Source organism: Acetobacter sp. P1H12_c (assembly GCF_018811975.1).
Taxonomy (GTDB): Bacteria; Pseudomonadota; Alphaproteobacteria; order Acetobacterales; family Acetobacteraceae; genus Acetobacter; species Acetobacter persici.
This window is the reverse complement of the sequence record NZ_JACRVR010000025.1, coordinates 16,632-35,576: the sequence shown is the minus strand read 5'-3', so window position 1 is coordinate 35,576 and position 18,945 is coordinate 16,632. Positions and strand designations below refer to the sequence as shown.

Here is an 18,945-nt window from a genome sequence, read left to right as displayed (position 1 = left end):
GGACGATGAAGAAGCAGATTACCGCATCACAAACTGCTGCACCGCCACCATGATGCCAAGGCAGATGGTCAGGAACAGGCTGTGTTTAAATGTGCGGGCCAGCACAACGCCTTCCTGCCCTTTGAGGGAGGTCACGGCCACCCCGGTGGTGATGTTCTGCGGGGAGATCATTTTCCCCATTACACCGCCGGAAGAGTTGGCGGAGGCAAACACCACAGGGTCCAGAGAAAGCTGATGCGCCGCCGCCACCTGAAGGTTGCCGAACAGGGCGTTGCCGGAGGTGTCGCTGCCGGTCAGGAACACGGCAATCCAGCCAAGGAACACGGATACAAACGGGAACAGGACCCCGGTGGACGCCACGGCGTAGCCCAGTGTGTACGTCATGCCGGAATAGTTCATCAGAAACGCCAGACCAATCGTCAGCGCTACTGTGACGACGGCCAGCCAGCCCTGCCGTGCGGTCGTGACCAGCGCTGCCCAGATTTTACGCGGGGCAAGGCGGGTGAACAGGGCTGTCAGCAATGCAGAGAGCAGGATGGCTGTGCCAGTGCCCAGCGGCTCAAAGTTCCAGACTGCCGCATAGGGTTTCTGATACAGGGAGATAAAGACCTGATGGTCCAGCCCCGGCCATTTGATGGGCATGGCGCCAATTTTGGCAATGTGCAGCGCATCCCACACTACAACAACCAGAACAACCGTGATCCACGGAATCCAGCCCTGCCAGTGCGGGCCGTTCCAGTCGCCCTCTTTGCGCGGAGCCTGTTGCAGAATGGCGGCGTCAATCGCATGCGCCGGGTCAGGCGTGGGCTGCCAGAGTTTCAGGAAGACAATGGTCGCCAGAAGAGAAACGCAGGAGGAGAGCACGTTGGTCAGGCTGTACGTCACCCAGCTTGATGTCACCACCAGTGTCAGCGCAAAGCTGCCGCTGGCAACCACCAGCACCGGCCAGATCTGCCGCAGGGTGGACCAGCCCGCATACAGCACCATCACATAAAACGGGATGAAGAACGCAAACGGCGCAATCTGGTGGCCAATGGTCGCGCCCAGTGTATCAGCGGGCAGGCCGGTGATGGAGGCAAGCACGGTAATAGGGATCCCCAGTCCGCCGAAGGCCACCGGAGCGGAATTGAAAATCAGTACATAGGTCAGGGCTTCCAGCGCGGGAAAGCCGAGCATGATCAGCAGGGCGCTGGTAATGGCGACAGGCGTTCCAAACCCTGCCACCCCTTCCAGCGCTGCGCTGAAGCAGAAGCCCAGCACCACAAGCATAATGCGGCGGTCATTGGGCAGATGCGTGATGATCCATTGCCGGAAGGCATCAAACCTCCCGCTTTCCTTGGCAATGTTGAAAAGGAACAGCGCCGTAAGCGCAATCCACATAACCGGCAGGAAAGAAAAAATGACCCCGTTGCTGATACTGGCGACGGCCAGTGACGCTGGCAGCCCCCAGACAGTAAGAGCCATAATCACCCCGACAGTCAGTCCCCCCAGCGTGGCCTGCCACGCCGGCCTGCGCAGCACACCCATCAGAACCAGTGTCGTGAGAATGGGGGCGGCAGCAAGGATAAAGGAAAGAACCAGAGAGTGACCTGCGGGCACGAGAGGCTGAATAAACATGATCGTCTCTTTAGACAGGATTAATTCCCAGAGTGGGATGGTCCTATGCGTAACGCGCAAGGCTGCCAGATGCGGACTCACGTTTGAGTGTAGGCGGCTGCTCAGCCGCCGGAAGATGTGACGGAAGGCTGAGAAGAGCCGTTTTCATTAAAATGACATAATAGTAACCTTATCACTATTCCTGATGTTTTAGTGGCCGCAGACGGTTTTCCGGCGGAGCAGGCAATCCACAGGCGCGGCCAGAGGCCCCATGGTCCGGGCGCGCAAGGTATGAGGCAGAGTGTGCGGAATCGACCATCCAGACGTGTAGTGTGGATGCTGGCTACAGCCTTCGGGCTCGGGGCCGGTGGGCTTCTGCCTGCGCAGGCCCGCTCCTACCACGCTGTGTATGACCCGAATGCCGCCTATGACCCGGACGCTATTTATGACATGGGCACCGTCCAGACCGCGCATCCGGCCTATCGGGCTCCCGGCCCGGCGGAAGACCCGTGGGGGCCTTATATCCGTCAGGCGGCCCGGCGTTTCGCGATCCCGGAAACGTGGATCAGAGCCGTCATGCAGCAGGAATCCGGCGGCAAACAATATCTCAATGGCGGGCTGACAACCTCCGGAGCCGGAGCCATGGGGCTGATGCAGCTTATGCCCGCCACCTACGCGGATATGCAGAGCCAGTACGGTCTGGGGGAGGACCCTTATAACCCGAAAGACAATATTCAGGCCGGGGCCGCCTATATCCGCCTGATGTATGACCGCTACGGCGCGCCGGGCTTTCTGGCAGCCTATAATGCCGGGCCGGACCGGGTGGATGATTACCTGAATAATGGCCGCCATCTGCCGGATGAAACGGTGAACTATGTCGCGGCCATCACACCGCATCTGGGCGGCGGTGTGGCCGTGCGGGGTAAATGGGCGCCGGTTCCGGTGCAGAGTATAACGCAGGTCGCGTCTTCCGATGCCTATTATGCCAAAGCTGACCTCTCCCGCACGGCGGATGGCTGCCTGAGAGACCCCGATGCCGCGTATGATCCCTCAGCCCCCTGCCTGATGGACCGGGATACCCCGCACCCTGACCCTGTGCCCGAAGCACCTGACCCGGCCCCCGTTGCGGTCGCGCAGGTGGAAACGCCCCAGCCGGCGGAGCCTGCGCCGCCGGCTCCTGTCCAGACGGCAGCGTTATCGTCTGACATCCAGCCAGCCATGAGGGGACGCAACGCGTCGCCGTCCTTCACGCAGAGCAGCAGTCTGCCGCCTGCGCGCGTGCAAAATGCAGTTTATACGACGACAGCATCCTCTTCGGACCATATGTTGAGGCTGCCCGCCTCCTATTCGACCGCCGCTGGAGCCAGCCGCCCACCGGTGCTGTCTTCCGCAGTCGTAACGCGCCCTTTGCAGACGCCGTCGCCTAACGGAAAAGGGGGAACGGTGCAGGTCGGCGCATTTGCGTCCTATGCGGAAGCACGCCACGCGGCGGAACGTGTTAACCGTGTTCTGGCGTCGCGCTCCATGCAGGCAACTCCCACAGTGCAGCCGGTCTCTGTGTCTGGAAAGGCCATGTATCGCGCACAACTTATTGCCAGTGGCGGTGCGCAGGCATCCGGTGTCTGTCAGATTCTGCGTGCCCGGTCCATGCCGTGCTTTCCGGTGCGCAATAGCTGAGCAGAAAAGATTTTAGAAAGCTAATTTTCTTAAAAAACAGTTTTCAGAATTTCCCGGTATCCGGGAGCGTTGAAATGCCTTTTCATCGCCCCCGGATACGGTATTAGAAAATCTTACTTTACCTGATCGTCCGGGTTGTTTTTGTTATAGGAGGCGGTCAGGGCAGCCAGAGTGTCTGCGTCGGGCTCGCCTAGCGGCATCTGGTAGAGTGTTTTGCCGTAGCGGCGGGAGAGTAACCCCCATGTCGCCTTGTCCTTGTCAGAAAATACAACATCCAGTTGATTGTCTGCACAATCATGCGGTTTGCACAAATGCCCGACCAGATATGTCTTGCCGTTCTGCTTAAGCGTTTCCGCAGGAGACGAGGTGGCGGCAGCGCGCGTCACCCACTCCGGTAGCGTTGTCATGCTCTGATAAGCATGGCGATAGTGAGCAGTTTTTGCCAGATCGGCTGAGGTCTGTGTGCTCTGGGCAAAGGCGGGTGTTGCAAGGCAAAAAGCCAGCATCATAAAGGGAAGTTTCTTCATTCTTATTGCTCCTGTCAAAACGCTGTAAGACGGTGACGCCATGACTATAAACCGGTTACACTCAAACACAGAGTATAAAACGCGGATATGGAAAATCTGATGAACACTTATGCGGGACTGGTCACAGTCCTTAACAGTCTGAACCAGCGTGCCCATACCGCGTTTGATACATTGCGGCAGGGGCCGGACTGGCAGGTGCGTTCTGACGTCACCATTCCAGCGCTCCGGCATGCGGCTTTACTGATGCTGGTGAAAGATGAGGCTGATTGTCTGGGGCTGAATTTACGGCACCATTATCGGCTGGGGTTCCGGCGGTTTTTTATTCTCGATAATAACAGCACGGATGGCACTGATCAGGTCATCGCGCATTTCCGAAAAGATGCTCCTCAGGCGGATATTTTTTACGCGCAGGATTATCAGAAGCCCTATTATCAGGCGGCAAAAATGCAGGCCCTGCACCAGTTTGCAGAAACCTACCTGCGGCATGATGCCAACCCGCCAGACTGGATATTTTTTGTTGATGCCGATGAATTTATCACCTGCTGCCATCGGGGCCAGAATGCTGCGGAAGATTTTACGCGCATGGTGACGGACCCGGAGGCGCGGCTGCTGATGTTCCACTGGGCGCAGGCCGCACTGGTCACCAGCACACGGCCTTATCGGCTTACGTCTTTTGGAGGCTCTCTGGCGGAAACAGAGTGTGTAGTCTGGCCCGCAATGCGGGAGGAGGTGACAAAGGTGGCCTTCCGGACCGGTTTTGGTCTGACAACAGGGCAGGGCAACCATTTTGTCGAGCAGCCTGATCTGGTGGAGGGCCATACCCGGCTGATGATGGATGTGGGGTTTTGTATGCTGCATTTTCCGTACCGTTCCATGCCGCAGATTGAGAGAAAGCTGCTGAATGGCATGGACGCTTTGCGGGCAAGCCATTTGCCACCGGAAATGGGCCAGCACTGGCGTGTGCAGTATGAGCAGTATCAGCAGGGTGGTCAGGAGGCTTTACGCAGAATACTCGCACAGCATCTGGCTCTTTGCCTGACGACCGGGCAGGAGCAGGCCCCGGAGAGCCGTTAAGTTTTCAGAAATTTTGGGAAGAGCGGGAGAAGGCTGCTTTTTGCCAGGGATGCCGCGATCGGAAGTCTGGAGCGAGAGAAGCCTTAAGCCGCAAAACAGGATGCAGGCTCACAGACTTTAAAAAGAAGATTTCCAGATCGTCTGCATTCGGCACAAGCCGTAAAGGCCAGAGCCCGCGCTTTATTTCCAGAACAAAATCTGGATCTTAGCGGCATCACAATTTAAAAAGGAAAGTGGTGCACCCGAAGAGACTCGAACTCCTAACCCCCAGATTCGTAGTCTGGTGCTCTATCCAGTTGAGCTACGGGTGCGCCTTGACGCGGTGTTTAGCCGAGGGCGCGGGGGGTGGCAACCCCCAAAATTCACACCGGGCGATTTTTTTTAATCATTCCCCATAAAGTTCTTCCAGGCCCGGCCTTCGGGGCGCTTCAGCGTGACATGCGCCCGGCATTCCGGCGTGCCGTAAACGCCTTCAAATGTATCGCCCACCGGATGCGCTTCAAACACCATAGGGAGCTGCTGGTGGTGAGAATCCTGTAAAATGAGCTGCGCATGATAATGCTGCGTCTTCTTGTCCGGCACGCCGCGCAGCACCAGCGCCCCCATTTCGGGCGTGAACGTGATGTGTTTGGGCTGGATCTGCATGAGCGAGACGGTGTGGACCGGGCAGTTATGCCCTTTCTCGGCCACCAGCGTGCCGATCCATTCCCCATACGGGTCATCCGCAGCCGGGCCAGCCGCACCGCACAGCAGGGCCAGCACGGCAACACCTGCCAGCGGCAGGGCGCGCGCAGACCCGAACGCTGACTGGCCCACAGACGGACGGACAAAGTGGCGCACGCGCTTGCCGGGCAGAAGAGAGAAAGGATTCATGAACACGCTCCTGTCAGAGAGAAATCCGGGGCTGCCTGCCCCGTTCAGAGGGCGCTCCGGCAGCCTGTCTTTATGAAATGATCCTGCGGAGAGTCTTATTATAGGGTGACGTCCGCGCTGCACCGTTTTATATGCGCTCTTTAGCATACAGCCGCCCCCGCTCCGGCGCACTCTTCCCGCGCTCTGCCCGGTGGTCGCTGTCCGTCGTTTAGAAAGCCGCTCAGGCGCTGACCAGAAAGACAGTAGCTCATGCCTGCCGATGCCACCATCCCCGCTTCCTCCACCAAACTGGACGAGTCCCTTCATCAGGACCGTATTCTGATCCTGGATTTTGGCAGTCAGGTGACACAGCTTATTGCCCGCCGCGTGCGGGAAAGCGGTGTCTATTGTGAAATCTGGCCGTTTACCGCCACGGAAGAGCGCATCCGCGCCTTCGCGCCGCGCGGCATTATTCTCTCCGGCGGCCCCGCCAGCGTGACAAACCCGGATTCTCCCCGCGTGCCGGAAGTGGTGTTTGAGCTGGCTGTGCCGGTTCTGGGCATCTGCTACGGCCAGCAGGCCATGTGCCTCCAGCTTGGCGGCCGGGTTGAAAGCTCCGACCACCGCGAGTTTGGCCGTGCCTTTGTTGATATTGTGGAAGATTGCGCGCTGTTCCGCGGCGCATGGGCCCGTGGCAACCGTGAGCAGGTTTGGATGAGCCACGGGGACCGCGTGACGGAACTGCCCCCCGGCTTCCGGATTGTGGCTGTAAGCGAAGGCGCACCGTTTGCCGTTATCGCGGATGAAGGCCGCCGCCTGTATGGCGTGCAGTTCCACCCGGAAGTGGTGCACACACCGCACGGGGCCGCGCTGCTGCGCAACTTTACGCATAATGTGGCGGGCTGCTCCGGCACATGGACCATGGCGGGCTTCCGGGACATGGAAATTGCCCGCATCCGGGAACAGGTCGGCACCGGCAAGGTGATCTGCGGTCTGTCCGGCGGGGTCGATTCCTCCGTGGCGGCCGTGCTGATCCATGAAGCAATTGGTGATCAGCTCACCTGCATCTTCGTTGATCACGGCATGATGCGCGCGGGGGAGGCTGAGGAGGTGATTGAAACCTTCCGTGGCCGCTTCAACATCCGCCTTGTGCACCGGGATGCGTCCGAGTTGTTCCTGCGTGAGCTGGACGGCGTGACAGACCCGGAAATCAAACGCAAAACCATCGGCCGCCTGTTTGTGGAAGTGTTTGAGGAAGAAGCCACCAAGCTGGGCGGCGCGCAGTTCCTCGCACAGGGCACGCTGTATCCGGACGTGATTGAGAGCGTGAGCTTTACCGGCGGCCCGTCTGTCACCATCAAATCGCACCACAATGTCGGCGGTCTGCCGGAACGCATGAACATGCAGCTTGTCGAACCGCTGCGTGAACTGTTCAAGGATGAAGTGCGCGATCTGGGGCGTGAGCTGGATATTCCGGAAGTTATCGTCGGGCGGCACCCCTTCCCCGGACCGGGGCTGGCTATCCGTATTCCCGGCAACATCACGCAGGAAAAGCTGGACCTGCTGCGCAAGGTAGACAGCGTCTATCTGGAAGAAATCCGTGCCGCTGGCCTGTATGATGCCATCTGGCAGGCTTTTGCCGTCCTGCTTCCGGTCCGCACCGTGGGCGTAATGGGGGATGGCCGCACGTATGATCAGGCCTGCGCCCTGCGCGCCGTGACCAGCACTGATGGCATGACGGCGGATGTCTACCCGTTTGACATGGGCTTCCTCAACCGCGTGGCAGGCCGCATCGTCAATGAAGTCCGCGGCATCAACCGCGTGACGTATGACATCACCTCCAAACCGCCGGGCACGATTGAGTGGGAGTAACCCTCCCACCCGTTGCATAACGGGTCAGACGCTGAGTAACGCAAAAACTGCCGCCCGGGGTCATCTTTTCAGGAGGTCTCCGGGGGCAGTTTTTGTCGTTTTCAGGCAGAAAAAACTGGTCTGTTCTGCTGTCTGAGCAGGCGATCAGCCTTAGAAAGTGCTCAGAACCCCACGCAGGCCGGAGTCACCACGACGCCTACAGACTGTTGCTGGAACTGTTCCTTATAGCGGCTGCGGATGGTTTGCAGCCGGGTGGCAACGTCCTGTGTCGGTTCGGTCAGGATCATCACCAGTCGGGCGGGTTCCTGCGTTGTCTGGCCGGTTGCCGGGTTCTGCCACTGGCCCTGTGCGGACAGCACGGAAAGCCCCGCGGGGAAGGCGGGTGTGAGGGTGTTTTTCACAAAATCCCGCCACTCAGAGGCAGAAATTGCCTTTCCATGCGGGCGCGTCTGCCCAAAGAGCAGCGTAATGTTCAGCATCGCATGGCTCTGCAAGGATGCGCAGAGCGTATGCCCCTGTAGCGCATTCTGGCTGGCAGAGGGGGCTGCAATGGTGGAGCCCGTCTCCAGCGCCGGAGTGGCTGGCGGCGTACCTGTTGCCGCCGGAGCATGGACGCTGGATGTGCCGACAATGCTCTCCGCGCCCGGCGCCACAAGGGCACTCCCGCATCCGCTGAGAAGAACGGCCATTCCGGCCAGCGCACCCCACCGGTGGAGGCTGCGTGAAGGAAGCAGGGGAGAGCGGACCGGCATGGCGACGACCTCTTGTTTTCCGGTTACTGATCCAGCCAGGGGGCAACCGGCAGGTTTTTGCCCCGCAGGAAGGTGGGGTTAAACAGTTTGGACTCATACCGCGCGCCGCCGTCACACAGGATCGTCACAATGCGGTGCCCCGGTCCGAGTTTCCGGGCTGTGCGGATGGCGGAAGCGACGTTAATGCCGGAAGACCCGCCAACAGACAGACCTTCATCAATCAGCAGACTGTAGATAATGTCCAGCGCTTCCGGGTCCGGAATCCGCTCGGCATCATCAATCGGTGCGCCTTCAAGGTTACCCGTCACGCGGGACTGGCCAATGCCCTCGGTAATGGAGGAGCCGGAGACGGACAGATCATTATCCTTCACCCAGCCATACAGGCCGGAGCCTTCCGGGTCGGCCAGCACAATGCGGGGGGCTTTAACACCCGCCTTGCTGGCGGCGTCATGCAGGCCCATGGCCGTGCCTGCCAGCGTGCCACCCGTGCCACAGGCACAGGTAAAGGCATCAATCTTGCCGTCCATCTGCTGCCAGATTTCCGGTGCAGTGGTGCTGCGGTGGCCTTCCCGGTTGGCAAGGTTGTCAAACTGGTTGGCCCATACATACCCGCCTTCTTCCGCCAGACGGCGGGAGACATGCACGTAATTGCCTTCATCCCGGTATGGTTTGGCAGGCACCAGCCGCAGGTCCGCGCCAATCATGCGTAAAAAGCCGATTTTCTCCTGACTCTGCGTCTCCGGCATCACGATAATGCACTTATAGCCGCGCGCATTGGCCACCAGTGTCAGCCCGATGCCGGTATTGCCTGCCGTGCCTTCCACCAGTGTCCCGCCGGGTTTCAGCACGCCCCGGCGTTCCGCGTCTTCAATAATGGCAAGCGCTGCGCGGTCTTTTACGGAGCCACCGGGGTTCATGAACTCCGCTTTGCCGTAAATCTCGCAGCCGGTGGCTTCAGATGCCTTGCGCAGGCGGATAAGCGGCGTGCCGCCCACTGCCCCCGGCATATCATGGGAAAGAGTGTGCCAGCCGGGGCGGGCAGAGGGGTTTGCGCTCTCAGTCATCTGGTTGCACTTTCTCGCTTCGTTCAACAGGCTCGCATCTGCGCGCATCAGATCGGAGGAAGTCTGTCGTATTCAGAGCCGGATAACAAGTACGGGCTGTTTATCGCCCGGCGTCCGGCTCTTCTTCCGCATCAAACAGCACTTCCAGAATGGCGCACCAAGGGTAACGCGAGTCATAGCTCTCGCCGCTGGGGGCAGAGATGTGGCCGGTGGCGTCCGTCGGCACATGCGTCAGCGCTACGGCATCATCGATATTGCCGCCGATAATGCTGAGCTGGCGGCCAAAGGGCTGCCCGTTCTGGTTGGTGGCCACCACATACCCGCAGTGGGCCGGGAAGCCATAGGACGTCGGCAGGCTGGAGAAATGCACGGATGTCTTGGCGCGGCCACGGCCCACGCAAATCAGGTCGCCCTGCTTGGGCACATAGGTTGCCGGGTCCTGCGCCCGCAGGACGGAAGACTGCCCGGAGGCCGCGGCATTAATATAAGTGGAATGGTTGGGAGAATACGGGAAGCGGTTATTGGCTCCCGCCACGCGCATCACGTAGGAAATAAAGGCGGCGGACCACGCATAGTCGCCATCATGCACAAAATTGGTCAGGCGGCCGCTGGCATCGTGTTTGCCGGTAAAGGTGGATTCCGTCACGTCCGGGTCCATCCCGATCCACCAGTATTCCCCCACCCGCTGCCACAGGCCGGGCGCGCGTTCGGGTTTGACGGAGGCAATCTGGGGTTCGGGCCGTAATTCCGGGTCATCATCATTCACCGGGCTGCCAAACAGACGCCATTCGCGCATGGCAATGGCCACAACATCCTGCCGGTTGAAGGGTTCATAATTCCGGGTTGCAAAGTCCGGCACATGGCCGGAATAGCCGTACCCGTAGCCTCCGGTGCCAGCACCTGCGGTGGTGGCAGGCGTGGGGCTGGCCCCCGGCACCTGTGCGGGCTGAGCGGCGCAGGCTGCCAGACATAACGGGGCCAGCAGGGCAACAGAGAGCTTGCGTGACAATCTCGTCTCCATCCAGACAAATCCCTCCGGCATGCCCGGAGTGTCAGGAGCCCTTGCCGTCAAGAGCTCACCTGTTCTGCATAAGCTGCCCCGGGGCGGCGGAAAAGAGGGAGACGCTGTTTTCACCGCATCCCTGTCTCCTTTTTGCCGCGTGTGTGGCGTCACGCCTCACCTGTCTCCGGGGTTCAGGCCGCAGGGTCTGCTGTCAGGTCTACTGTCAGGTCTGCCGTCTGGCCGTTGACGCACCGGAGGGCATCCGCCGGGGCCAGCCCGACAACAAGGCCACGGCCACCGCCGTTAATATACATAAGGTCCAGCTTCAAGACGCTCTGTTCAAACACCACCGGCACCTGCGTGCGTGAGCCAAAGGGGCTGATCCCGCCCACCTGAAAGCCCGTCAGCGCCTCGGCTTTCTCCGCCCCCAGCATACGGGCGTTTTTACCGCCAAACAGGGCGGCAACCTTTTTCAGGTTCATTTTCTGATGCACGGGAATAACCGCACACACTACCTGCTTTTTATCAATCTCGACCATCAGGGTCTTGAAGACTTTTTCATTATCAATCCCGATCCCGGCTGCGGCATGCAGGCCGATCTTTCCGGGGTCCGAGACGTAGTCGTAATCATGCATGGTGTAGGCAATGCCATGGGCTGCCAGAAAGTGGGTTGTCGGGGTTTCTATCGTCTCAGACATGCTCTTGCCCTTTCAGAATGGCATCATGGCGCGGACTGTATTGCGTCGTATAGCGTTTATCAGGCGCGGGCCGGAGAGCGTCAAGAAAAGGGCCGCGCATAGGGGTATGCACAAAAAAATGCAGCCCCGGCCTGCCAAAGCCGGTGCTGCGGATAAGGTGTGCTGTGTACGCCAGAAGGGCAGGAGGGCACCAGAGTGCGCCTGCCCTCCTGAAAAGCCATTACGGGCTATTATTGTTCAGGGAAGAGCGTGCGCAGGCCCGCCTCCGTTGCCGGGCAGCAGCCACGTTCCGTAATCAGCCCGGTCACAAGCCGCGCAGGCGTGACATCAAAGGCCGGGTTGGCCGCCGGGCTGCCATCGGGCGTAATCTGCACACGGGTCTGCACTCCGTTTTCCCCCCGGCCGGCCACGTGGGTAATCTCGGACGCTGCACGTTCTTCAATAGGGATTTCCGTCACGCCATTGGCCACAGTCCAGTCAATGGTGGTGGAGGGCAGGGCCACCCAGAACGGCACGTTATTGTCCTGTGCGGCCAGCGCCTTCAGATAGGTGCCGATCTTGTTTGCAACATCTCCTGTGCGGGTCACGCGGTCTGTGCCCACAATCACCAGATCAACCTGACCGTGCTGCATCAGGTGGCCCCCCGCATTATCCGCAATCACGGTATGCGGCACGCCATGGCTGCCCAGCTCCCATGCTGTCAGGGCAGCCCCCTGATTCCGTGGGCGGGTTTCATCAACCCACACATGCACATTCAGCCCTTCATCATGCGCCATGTAGATGGGGGCGAGTGCCGTGCCCCAGTCTACCGTGGCAATCCAGCCTGCGTTGCAATGTGTCAGCAGGTTAATCTGCGCGCCTGCGGGGCGGTTTTTTGCAAGTTCACGGATCAGTGCCAGTCCGTGGCGGCCAATAGCTTCGTTCTGGGCGGCATCTTCATCACAGATGCGGCCTGCTTCCGCGTAGGCTGCGGCAACGCGCTCCTGCGGGGCAGTAGGGCGCAGGTGGTTCAGCATACGGTCAATCGCCCAGCGCAGATTTACGGCTGTGGGGCGTGTTGCGGCCAGCATGGCAGCATTGTCTTCCATGGCGGCATCGCTGGCATCCTGCCGCAGGGCCAGCGCCAGCCCGTAGGCAGCTACAGCGCCAATCAGCGGGGCGCCGCGCACCTGCATGGTGCTGATGGCATGGGCAACCTCCTGCTGCGTGGTCAGACGCAGGATATCAAGGGAGAAGGGGAGGCGCGTCTGGTCAAAAATATGGATGGACCAGCCGTCTTTTTCATTTACCCAGACGCTGCGATACGGCGTGCCGTTAATCTTCATGAGACCTGTTCCTGTCAGGATTGGGGATATGCGCTGATAATACCGGAGAGTTCACCAGACCACCACTCCCGCCTGCCATAAGTGTGATGGCATGGTCGGAGCAGGGCTATGCGGGGCCGGGGGCTGATCTGTAAAACGTGGGTTATTCTTTTCGGTTCTAAAGTATTTTTTGCATTTTCTGTGGCTTTTGTTATGAATGACGTGAGTTTCAGGTCATCGGGGCGCCTTTCAGGAGCCTTTCCTGAAAGAGATAAAAGACGCAATTCTATAATCCCGTTTGTAGATCTTGAAGTTTTTCAGGCGGGTGTGAAAGTGGAGTTTTGAATGAGCGAAACCAAAAAACGCCGCGCCACGGCTAAGACCACCGTATCTGCCGCCGCCGCAGCCCCTGCTGCCCCGCGCCGGACGCGTAAGACCCCCGCAAAAATTGCGGCCGTTGAAGAAGAAATTGCGCCGAAGGCCCCTGCCCGCAAGCCGCGCAAAGTCGCCGCTGCAAAGGTGACGGAAGCTGTTAAGCCGGCCCGTGCGCCCAAGGCTGCAAAAGCTGAAGCCGCGCCGAAGAAAAAAGCAACTACCACAAAAGCTGCTGCCAAGCCCGCAACCCGTGCCCCGCGCAAGACGGCAGCCGCTGCTGTTGTGGACGCCAAACCGGCAACCCGCGCTCCCCGCCGCAAAGTTGCGGAAGCCGCTGTGGACGCTCCGGCTCCCGCTCGTCGTGGCCGTCGTCCGGCTGCTGCTGCGGTTGTTGAGGCCGCAAAGCCGGTCAAGGCTACCCGTAAGGCTGCAGCCCCGAAGCAGACCGTTACAAAAACTGCTGCGGCAACCAAAGCTCCGGCTGCGCCCAAAACCCGCACACCGCGCGCTAAAGCGGCTCCGGCAGAAAAGAAGGTGCGCCTTTCCGCTGTTGAAAAACTGCGTATTGTGCAGGATACCCGCCGCCAGAAGCGTTATGACCGTCTGGCTGCCGAAGCGGCTGAAGCGACAGCCAAACCGGCTGCAACGCGGGGCCGTAAGGCTTCCAAAACCCCGCGCAGCAAGAAATAAGTTTTTCTGGTCTGGCCCCCATATACGGGGCCAGACCCGTCATATTTTACCGCCATACGCTGCACACCAGCGGACAGATGGCTTTTCAAGCACACTCCTTCCCCGGAAAATCTTCTGATTTTTGTTTAAAATGACACAGAGTTTTCTGTTGTGTGTTTTCGTTTTGTTCTGTTTTCGTTATCACGAGAGTCCACGAACTTAACGATTATCCTGCCTCCGCTGTGAGGATTCCCGAAAACTGAATTTTTTCGTGTTCCGGCTGGCCGCGTGGTCGGCCGATTGCGGAGAGATATTGCGGACAGACATGGAAGCAGATTGTGTCCGGTATCAGGCTATCGGGCACAGCAAGCAGGTCTTCCTGTGCCCGGCATGTTTGCGTGCGCTCAGGGCGCTTTTTCTCTCAGCCTTTCTGAGCGAGAGTCTTAACCGGAGAGGAAGCCACCGCCGGTTTTAAAGACCCTCTGGCAGCCTGTCTCCGGCCAGCTCACGCGCTGCACGGAGTTCCCCCACCACAGTCCCGTTCCAGTTTTTCAGCGGACGCCGCATGAAGTGGTTCAGAACGGGAGCGTCTTCTCCCCCAAAGCGGGCAATCAGGGCTGCGGCGGCCACTTCTGCCGCCCGCACCCCGCCATCCCGACATTTGATGGCAATACCCAGACCTTTTTCCGGCAGGGCGGCAATCATCACACCTTCCGCGCCCATTTTGGTCAGCACACGCGGGGCCAGATCCTGCATAACGAGCGTATCAAACTGGTCTGTGCCCGCAATCATGAAGGGCGCGGCGGTCATGGCGTCCCGCAGACGGGCGGCGGCAGCGGCGCGGTCCGCACTCAGCCCGGTGCCCGTGGCAAAACGGGCAAAGCCCAGAGCAAGGGCGGAAAGCGGAATGGCCCATGTGGGAATGGCGCAGCCATCTGTGCCCCGGTTGGCGTCGGTGTGGGGCACGCCGGTCACATCCGTCAGGGTGCGGGCCATGGTCTGCATAATGGGGTGTTCGGGGCGGCTGTAATGGGCCGGGTCCTGCCCGGTGGCGCAGGCAAGGCAGATAAAGCCCGCATGTTTGCCAGAGCAGCAGTTATGCAGCGCACAGGCTTCCTGCCCCGCGGCGGCCAGCGCGCGGGTGGCGCGGGCATCCAGCGGCCAGTGTGTACCACATTCCAGCACGCCGTAATCCCAGCCGGTACGGGCCAGCATCTCGGCAGCGACGGCAACATGCGCAGGCTCCCCCTGATGCGAGGCACAGGCCAGAGCCAGAGCCTCCGGCGGCAGGGCGTATTTGTCCGCAGCCCCTTCCGTCAGCAATGGCAGAGCCAGCAGCGCTTTGACTGTTGAACGGGGATAGATGGGTGTCTCCACATCGCCCGTGGCAAACACGGTTTTTCCCGAGGCATCCATGACAACCGCCGCGCCGTAATGGCGGGATTCTACCCGGCCTCCGCGTGTCACCTCAGCCAGAAGCGTGTCGCTTTGCGTGTGTGCTGTCATGATACTCTGCTCAGTCCTGTTCCTGTCTGCTTCCGCTCAGCAAATAACACGGAGCGGAAAATTCGGCGCTGTGGTCCGGGTCTGGTTCCAGCCACCCGGCCACCATGGCGCGGCGCACACGTAGCACCACGGGCGTTGTGGCGAAAAGTCCCGGCGGGTCTTCCGTCATTTTCATCAGCCAGTGGGCTACGCCGCCGCGTTCCGTCAGTAAAGGCGGGTGGATTTTGCGCAGGGGCAGCCCGTTATCCAGAAGCTGGCTGGCATCCTCTGAGTCCGTCACCAGATACAGCCAGCTATCCGGGGCTGCCTGCGCGGAAAAACCTGAGGCCGGGACCACGGAAAGACGCAGTTCTTCCGCGTCAAACCGTGTGCGGGGTGGGCGCGGGCGTGGCGGTAGCGGGCTGGTAAACAGGTCGGCCTGCAAAGGGGGTTCCGGTTTTTTCACGCCCTCGGGACGGGGCCGCGCAGCCCGTGTGGTGCGGCGGGCCTTCGTCTTGCGGTCTGCCGCCACAGTCTCATGTCCGGGTGGCGCACCCAGCAGGTCAGACTGCGCAGGTGGGCGGCCCGGCTTTCTGGTCATGGAGAAGAGGGCGAGGCCTGTTTCTGTGCGGTCTTGCGGGTCGGGCGTGCTTTGGCGGCGCACTCCGCACACAGGCCCACCACTTCAATAGAGGCCCCCTGCATGACAAAATTCTGCTCCCGGCAGATACCGCGCAGTGTGTTCAGCACGCTGGAGTCCGCAATTTCTGTCACACCCTTGCAGGACTTGCAGATCAGAAACTGTGCCGTATGCAGGCATGTCTCGTGATCATGGTCGTGGCAGTGGTCCGGGTTGTGCGTATGGGGGTCACGTAGCAGGTGCGTGCAGGGCACAAAGGCGGACAGCCGCTCAATCCGGTGGATCAGCCCGTGGTCCAGCAGAAAATCCAGCGCGCGATAGACCGTTGGCGGGGCAGGGCGGCGGTCCGGTGTTTTGATTTTTTCCAGAAGGTCATACGCGCCAACCGGCGTCTGTGCGTCCAGAATCAGGCCAAGAATTTCCCGGCGCTGCTGCGTCATGCGCGCGCCCTGCCGGGTGCAGAGGGCATCGGCGCGGTCAAGCTGGGCTGTTGTGGCGGGGGAAAACGCTGTCGGGGTCATGCGGTCCATACAGTCTGCGCGGCAGAAATCACGGTGTATCCCCAGTCCGGCCTGAGGAGAAGCGCTATCTTACGCGTGCCGGAGAGTGAACGCAAAACAGACCAGCTCTTCAGGTTCTGGTCAAACGCGTCATGTTATAATATCACATTCTTCCGGGGCGCCTTTGCGGTCGTGTTCCCCGGTCTAAAGTGTGATGCCCCCGTTCCTGATGGCCCAGCCGATCGACAAGGATCAGCCTGATGCGTTTTCCTGCCTCTGTTCTCTCCTGCCTGCTGCTTGCCGGTGTGTGGCATGGCGCTGCTACGGCGGCGGAAACGCCTGTTGTTGTCGCTGCGGAAAATACGTGGGGGGATCTGGCCGCACAGGTGGCGGAGCCGGATATGCACGTCACGTCCATTCTGAACACCCCGACCCTTGACCCGCATCTGTATGAACCAACCCCGGCGGATGCCCGGCTGGTCGCGCAGGCTACGCTGCTTGTGGCCAATGGCGCGGGGTATGATGCCTGGCTGGACCGTCTGGCGCAGGCCCGGCGCGGGCCGCCGGTGCCCATGATCAAAGCGGACGGTTGGACCGGCTGGCATGAGGGCGATAACGCGCATCTGGCGTATAACCTGCCAGCCGTCGCGGCTTTTGTGAGCCGGTTTATTGCCGCGTGTCAGGCGGCAGACCCGCAGCATGCCAGCGCGTATGAAGCGCGGGGCAAAACGGTTCTGGCCGCCATCGGGGGTGTTGTGCAGCATGTTGCCACCCTGCGCGCGCAGGTGCAGGGCCAGCCTGTGGCAGCCACGGAGCCGGTTTTCACGCCGCTGGCAGACAGCCTCGGTCTGGTGATGAAGGAGCAGGCCTTTCAGGTGGCCGTCATGAATGATGTAGAACCGCCAGCCTCCGCCGTGGCGCAGTTTGATGCCGATATCCGCCAGCATGCCGTGCGGTTTGTGGCTTATAACGCACAGGCGGACCGCCCCTCCGTGCAGCGGCTGATCGCACAGGCGCACAGTGCCGGGGTGCCGGTGCTGCCGGTGCGTGAGATCATGCCGCCCGACACCCACTGGCAGGACTGGATGCACAGCACTCTGACGCAGGTTGCGCAGGTGCTCGGCCAGCCTTCGCCATGAGGTCAGGCCACCCTATCATGCCGGACACAGCAGCGGAGAGCGCACCGGACAAGGCCGCCGCCCAGTCTGTGCGTCTCAACGCTTCCTGCGGGTTTCCGCACGAGGGGCGTGCTCCGGAAAGCATTTGTCTGAAGGATGTGACGCTGGCCCGCGGCGGCCGGGTCGTGCTGAGCCAGATCAGTCTGGCAATCCCGCAGGGGAGTTTTGTCGGCGTTTTGGGGGCCAACGGGGCGGGGAAAACCACCCTGTTTCACGCTCTGCTGGGGCTGGAGCCTGCGGTGCAGGGCGCTCTGTCTGTCAACGGTCAGCCCGTGCGGCGCGGCAACCGCGCTGTGGGGTATATGCCGCAGATGCGCAAGCTGGTTGGCGGGCAGTTTACCGGCTGGAGCATGGTGGCATCTGCCCTGCACGGGCAACGCTGGGGTCTGCCATGGTACAGTCGCGCCGGGCGGGCGGCGGTGGATGCCGCCCTTGCCGCCGTGGATGCGCAGGATCTGGCGCAAAGGCCGGTTTCCGCGCTGTCTGGCGGGGAGCGTCAGCGTCTTCTGCTGGCGCAGACATTGCTGGATGATCCTTCTGTCCTGTTGCTGGACGAACCGCTTGCCAGTCTGGACCCCGCCCGTATGCGGGAGACGGTAGAGCGAATTCACACCCTTGCGCGCACGCGTAAAATGACGGTGCTGATGTCCGCGCATGATATCAATCCGCTGCTCGGCATGATGGACCATGTGCTGTATCTGGCCCGTGGCCGTGCGCTGCTCGGCACGGTGGATGAGGTGATTACCACCAAAGCCCTGACAGCCCTGTATGGTGCGCCGGTGGATGTAGTGCGGGCCGGAGGCCGCGTGTTTGTAGTGGCGGAAGGCGGCGGCTCCGCCTTGCAGGAGCATGACTGCGGAGGGTGCGGCGCGCATGCTTGATTATGACTTCATGCGGACGGCCTTTCTGGCGGCGTTTCTGGTTGCGCTGGTCTGTGGTCCGGTCGGCTGGTTTCTGGTGCTGCGCGGGCAGACGTTTGCCAGCCATGCGCTGTCCCATGTGGGGTTTGCCGGGGCGACCGGCGCGCTCATGCTTGGCCTGTCTCCCTTTACCGGTCTGGCCGGGGGGGCGCTGACAGCCGGCGTTCTGATGGGGCTGGCCGGGGAGCGCGTTGCCGGGCGGGATGTGATGATCGGCCTTGTTCTGTCTGTCGCAATGGGCGTGGGGGCCTTGTTCCTGCACCTGCTGACGCGCTCAGCGAGTGCGGCCACGGCGCTGCTGTTTGGCGATATTCTGGGCATCAGCCCCGGAATGCTGGGCTGGCTGGCGCTGCTGTCCGCCGGGTGTCTTCTGGGGCTGGGGCTTATGGCCCGCCCACTGCTGTTCGCCACCCTGCAACCGGAAATGGCGGAAGCTAAAGGTGTGCGCCTTCAGGCTCTGGACGTGCTATTTCTGGCACTCGTGGCTCTGGCTACGGCGGAATGTGCGCAGATTACCGGGGTCTTGCTGGTCTTTACGCTCATGGTGGCCCCCGCGGCTACCGTGCTGCGGCTTGGCCTGTCGCCGCTGGCCGGGCTTGCGGCGGCAGCCGGGCTGGCTCTGGCGGAAGCATGGGGCGGGCTGAGCCTGTCATGGTATACAGACTGCCCGACCTCCTTCTGGATCGCCCTTCTGGGTGGTGCGGGCTTCCTGCTGGTCGGGCTTGTTCAGCGGCTAAAAGCCTGAGGGCAGCGGCCTTA

General features: G+C 60.9%; 18 protein-coding genes and 1 tRNA gene. 7 read left to right on the top strand and 12 right to left on the bottom strand.

What is annotated here, in order from left to right:
- Positions 1-18: 18 nt before the first annotated feature.
- The gene (locus KP699_RS11795) at positions 19-1,617 is read right to left on the bottom strand and encodes an L-lactate permease (protein WP_077931003.1); all 1,599 of its coding nucleotides are present in this window, start codon (positions 1,615-1,617) and stop codon (positions 19-21) included.
- Positions 1,618-1,932: 315 nt separating this feature from the next.
- Between KP699_RS11795 and KP699_RS11790 the strand changes: the two genes are divergently transcribed.
- Complete coding sequence (locus KP699_RS11790; RefSeq protein WP_215762756.1) at positions 1,933-3,273, top strand: lytic transglycosylase domain-containing protein; 1,341 nt, start codon at positions 1,933-1,935, stop codon at positions 3,271-3,273.
- Between the two features lie 113 nt (positions 3,274-3,386).
- Here KP699_RS11790 and KP699_RS11785 read toward each other — a convergent pair whose 3' ends face one another.
- Positions 3,387-3,800, bottom strand: coding sequence for an Ivy family c-type lysozyme inhibitor (locus tag KP699_RS11785; RefSeq protein ID WP_215762755.1), 414 nt, complete (start codon positions 3,798-3,800; stop codon positions 3,387-3,389).
- A 99-nt stretch (positions 3,801-3,899) separates the two neighbouring features.
- On the opposite strand from KP699_RS11785, the gene KP699_RS11780 reads away from it, so the two are divergent.
- Positions 3,900-4,874 (top strand): glycosyltransferase family 2 protein, encoded by a 975-nt coding sequence (locus KP699_RS11780; RefSeq protein WP_215762754.1) that lies wholly within the window; start codon positions 3,900-3,902, stop codon positions 4,872-4,874.
- A 234-nt stretch (positions 4,875-5,108) separates the two neighbouring features.
- On the opposite strand, the gene KP699_RS11775 is transcribed toward KP699_RS11780, so the two are convergent.
- Both KP699_RS11775 and KP699_RS11770 read right to left on the bottom strand, forming a co-directional pair.
- Positions 5,109-5,185, bottom strand: a tRNA-Arg gene (locus tag KP699_RS11775).
- Between the two features lie 70 nt (positions 5,186-5,255).
- Positions 5,256-5,747 (bottom strand): hypothetical protein, encoded by a 492-nt coding sequence (locus tag KP699_RS11770; RefSeq protein ID WP_252347011.1) that lies wholly within the window; start codon positions 5,745-5,747, stop codon positions 5,256-5,258.
- Between the two features lie 249 nt (positions 5,748-5,996).
- Here KP699_RS11770 and guaA point away from each other — a divergent pair, with 249 nt between their 5' ends.
- A complete protein-coding gene (guaA, locus tag KP699_RS11765; RefSeq protein WP_215762753.1) occupies positions 5,997-7,598 on the top strand; it encodes a glutamine-hydrolyzing GMP synthase in 1,602 nt (533 codons plus the stop codon).
- A gap of 161 nt (positions 7,599-7,759) precedes the next feature.
- On the opposite strand, the gene KP699_RS11760 is transcribed toward guaA, so the two are convergent.
- From KP699_RS11760 to mtnA, 5 genes are all read right to left on the bottom strand, one after another.
- On the bottom strand, positions 7,760-8,350 hold the full coding sequence (locus KP699_RS11760) for a DUF3574 domain-containing protein (RefSeq protein ID WP_215762752.1): 591 nt from the start codon (positions 8,348-8,350) through the stop codon (positions 7,760-7,762).
- A 23-nt stretch (positions 8,351-8,373) separates the two neighbouring features.
- Positions 8,374-9,414: a cysteine synthase A gene (locus KP699_RS11755; RefSeq protein WP_215762751.1), complete on the bottom strand. Its 1,041-nt coding sequence runs from the start codon at positions 9,412-9,414 to the stop codon at positions 8,374-8,376.
- A 100-nt stretch (positions 9,415-9,514) separates the two neighbouring features.
- Entirely contained in the window at positions 9,515-10,435 is a 921-nt protein-coding gene (locus tag KP699_RS11750; RefSeq protein WP_025825650.1) for a DUF2272 domain-containing protein, read from the bottom strand.
- Positions 10,436-10,608: 173 nt separating this feature from the next.
- On the bottom strand, positions 10,609-11,115 hold the full coding sequence (gene ybaK, locus KP699_RS11745) for a Cys-tRNA(Pro) deacylase (protein WP_215762750.1): 507 nt from the start codon (positions 11,113-11,115) through the stop codon (positions 10,609-10,611).
- Between the two features lie 230 nt (positions 11,116-11,345).
- Positions 11,346-12,440: an S-methyl-5-thioribose-1-phosphate isomerase gene (gene mtnA / locus KP699_RS11740; protein ID WP_215762749.1), complete on the bottom strand. Its 1,095-nt coding sequence runs from the start codon at positions 12,438-12,440 to the stop codon at positions 11,346-11,348.
- Positions 12,441-12,764: 324 nt separating this feature from the next.
- On the opposite strand from mtnA, the gene KP699_RS11735 reads away from it, so the two are divergent.
- Positions 12,765-13,484, top strand: a complete 720-nt coding sequence (locus tag KP699_RS11735; protein ID WP_215762748.1) for a histone — start codon at positions 12,765-12,767, stop codon at positions 13,482-13,484.
- A gap of 450 nt (positions 13,485-13,934) precedes the next feature.
- Here KP699_RS11735 and KP699_RS11730 read toward each other — a convergent pair whose 3' ends face one another.
- Genes KP699_RS11730 through KP699_RS11720 form a run of 3 tightly spaced genes read right to left on the bottom strand, consistent with a single transcriptional unit; the run spans position 13,935 to position 16,109 of the window.
- On the bottom strand, positions 13,935-14,969 hold the full coding sequence (locus KP699_RS11730) for an asparaginase (RefSeq protein WP_215762747.1): 1,035 nt from the start codon (positions 14,967-14,969) through the stop codon (positions 13,935-13,937).
- A 10-nt stretch (positions 14,970-14,979) separates the two neighbouring features.
- A complete protein-coding gene (locus tag KP699_RS11725; protein WP_215762746.1) occupies positions 14,980-15,612 on the bottom strand; it encodes a hypothetical protein in 633 nt (210 codons plus the stop codon).
- Positions 15,546-16,109, bottom strand: coding sequence for a Fur family transcriptional regulator (locus KP699_RS11720; protein ID WP_212354821.1), 564 nt, complete (start codon positions 16,107-16,109; stop codon positions 15,546-15,548). The genes KP699_RS11725 and KP699_RS11720 overlap by 67 nt, the downstream gene beginning before the upstream one ends.
- Positions 16,110-16,348: 239 nt before the next feature.
- On the opposite strand from KP699_RS11720, the gene KP699_RS11715 reads away from it, so the two are divergent.
- From KP699_RS11715 to KP699_RS11705, 3 genes are read left to right on the top strand one after another with little or no spacing between them, the layout of a single operon-like run.
- Entirely contained in the window at positions 16,349-17,227 is an 879-nt protein-coding gene (locus tag KP699_RS11715; protein ID WP_212375055.1) for a metal ABC transporter solute-binding protein, Zn/Mn family, read from the top strand.
- 17 nt (positions 17,228-17,244) lie between these two features.
- Positions 17,245-18,147 carry a metal ABC transporter ATP-binding protein gene (locus tag KP699_RS11710; RefSeq protein ID WP_215762745.1) on the top strand — a complete coding sequence of 301 codons (903 nt, stop codon included), beginning with the start codon at positions 17,245-17,247 and terminating at the stop codon, positions 18,145-18,147.
- Positions 18,140-18,931, top strand: coding sequence for a metal ABC transporter permease (locus KP699_RS11705; RefSeq protein WP_212359748.1), 792 nt, complete (start codon positions 18,140-18,142; stop codon positions 18,929-18,931). The genes KP699_RS11710 and KP699_RS11705 overlap by 8 nt, the downstream gene beginning before the upstream one ends.
- Positions 18,932-18,945 lie beyond the last annotated feature (14 nt).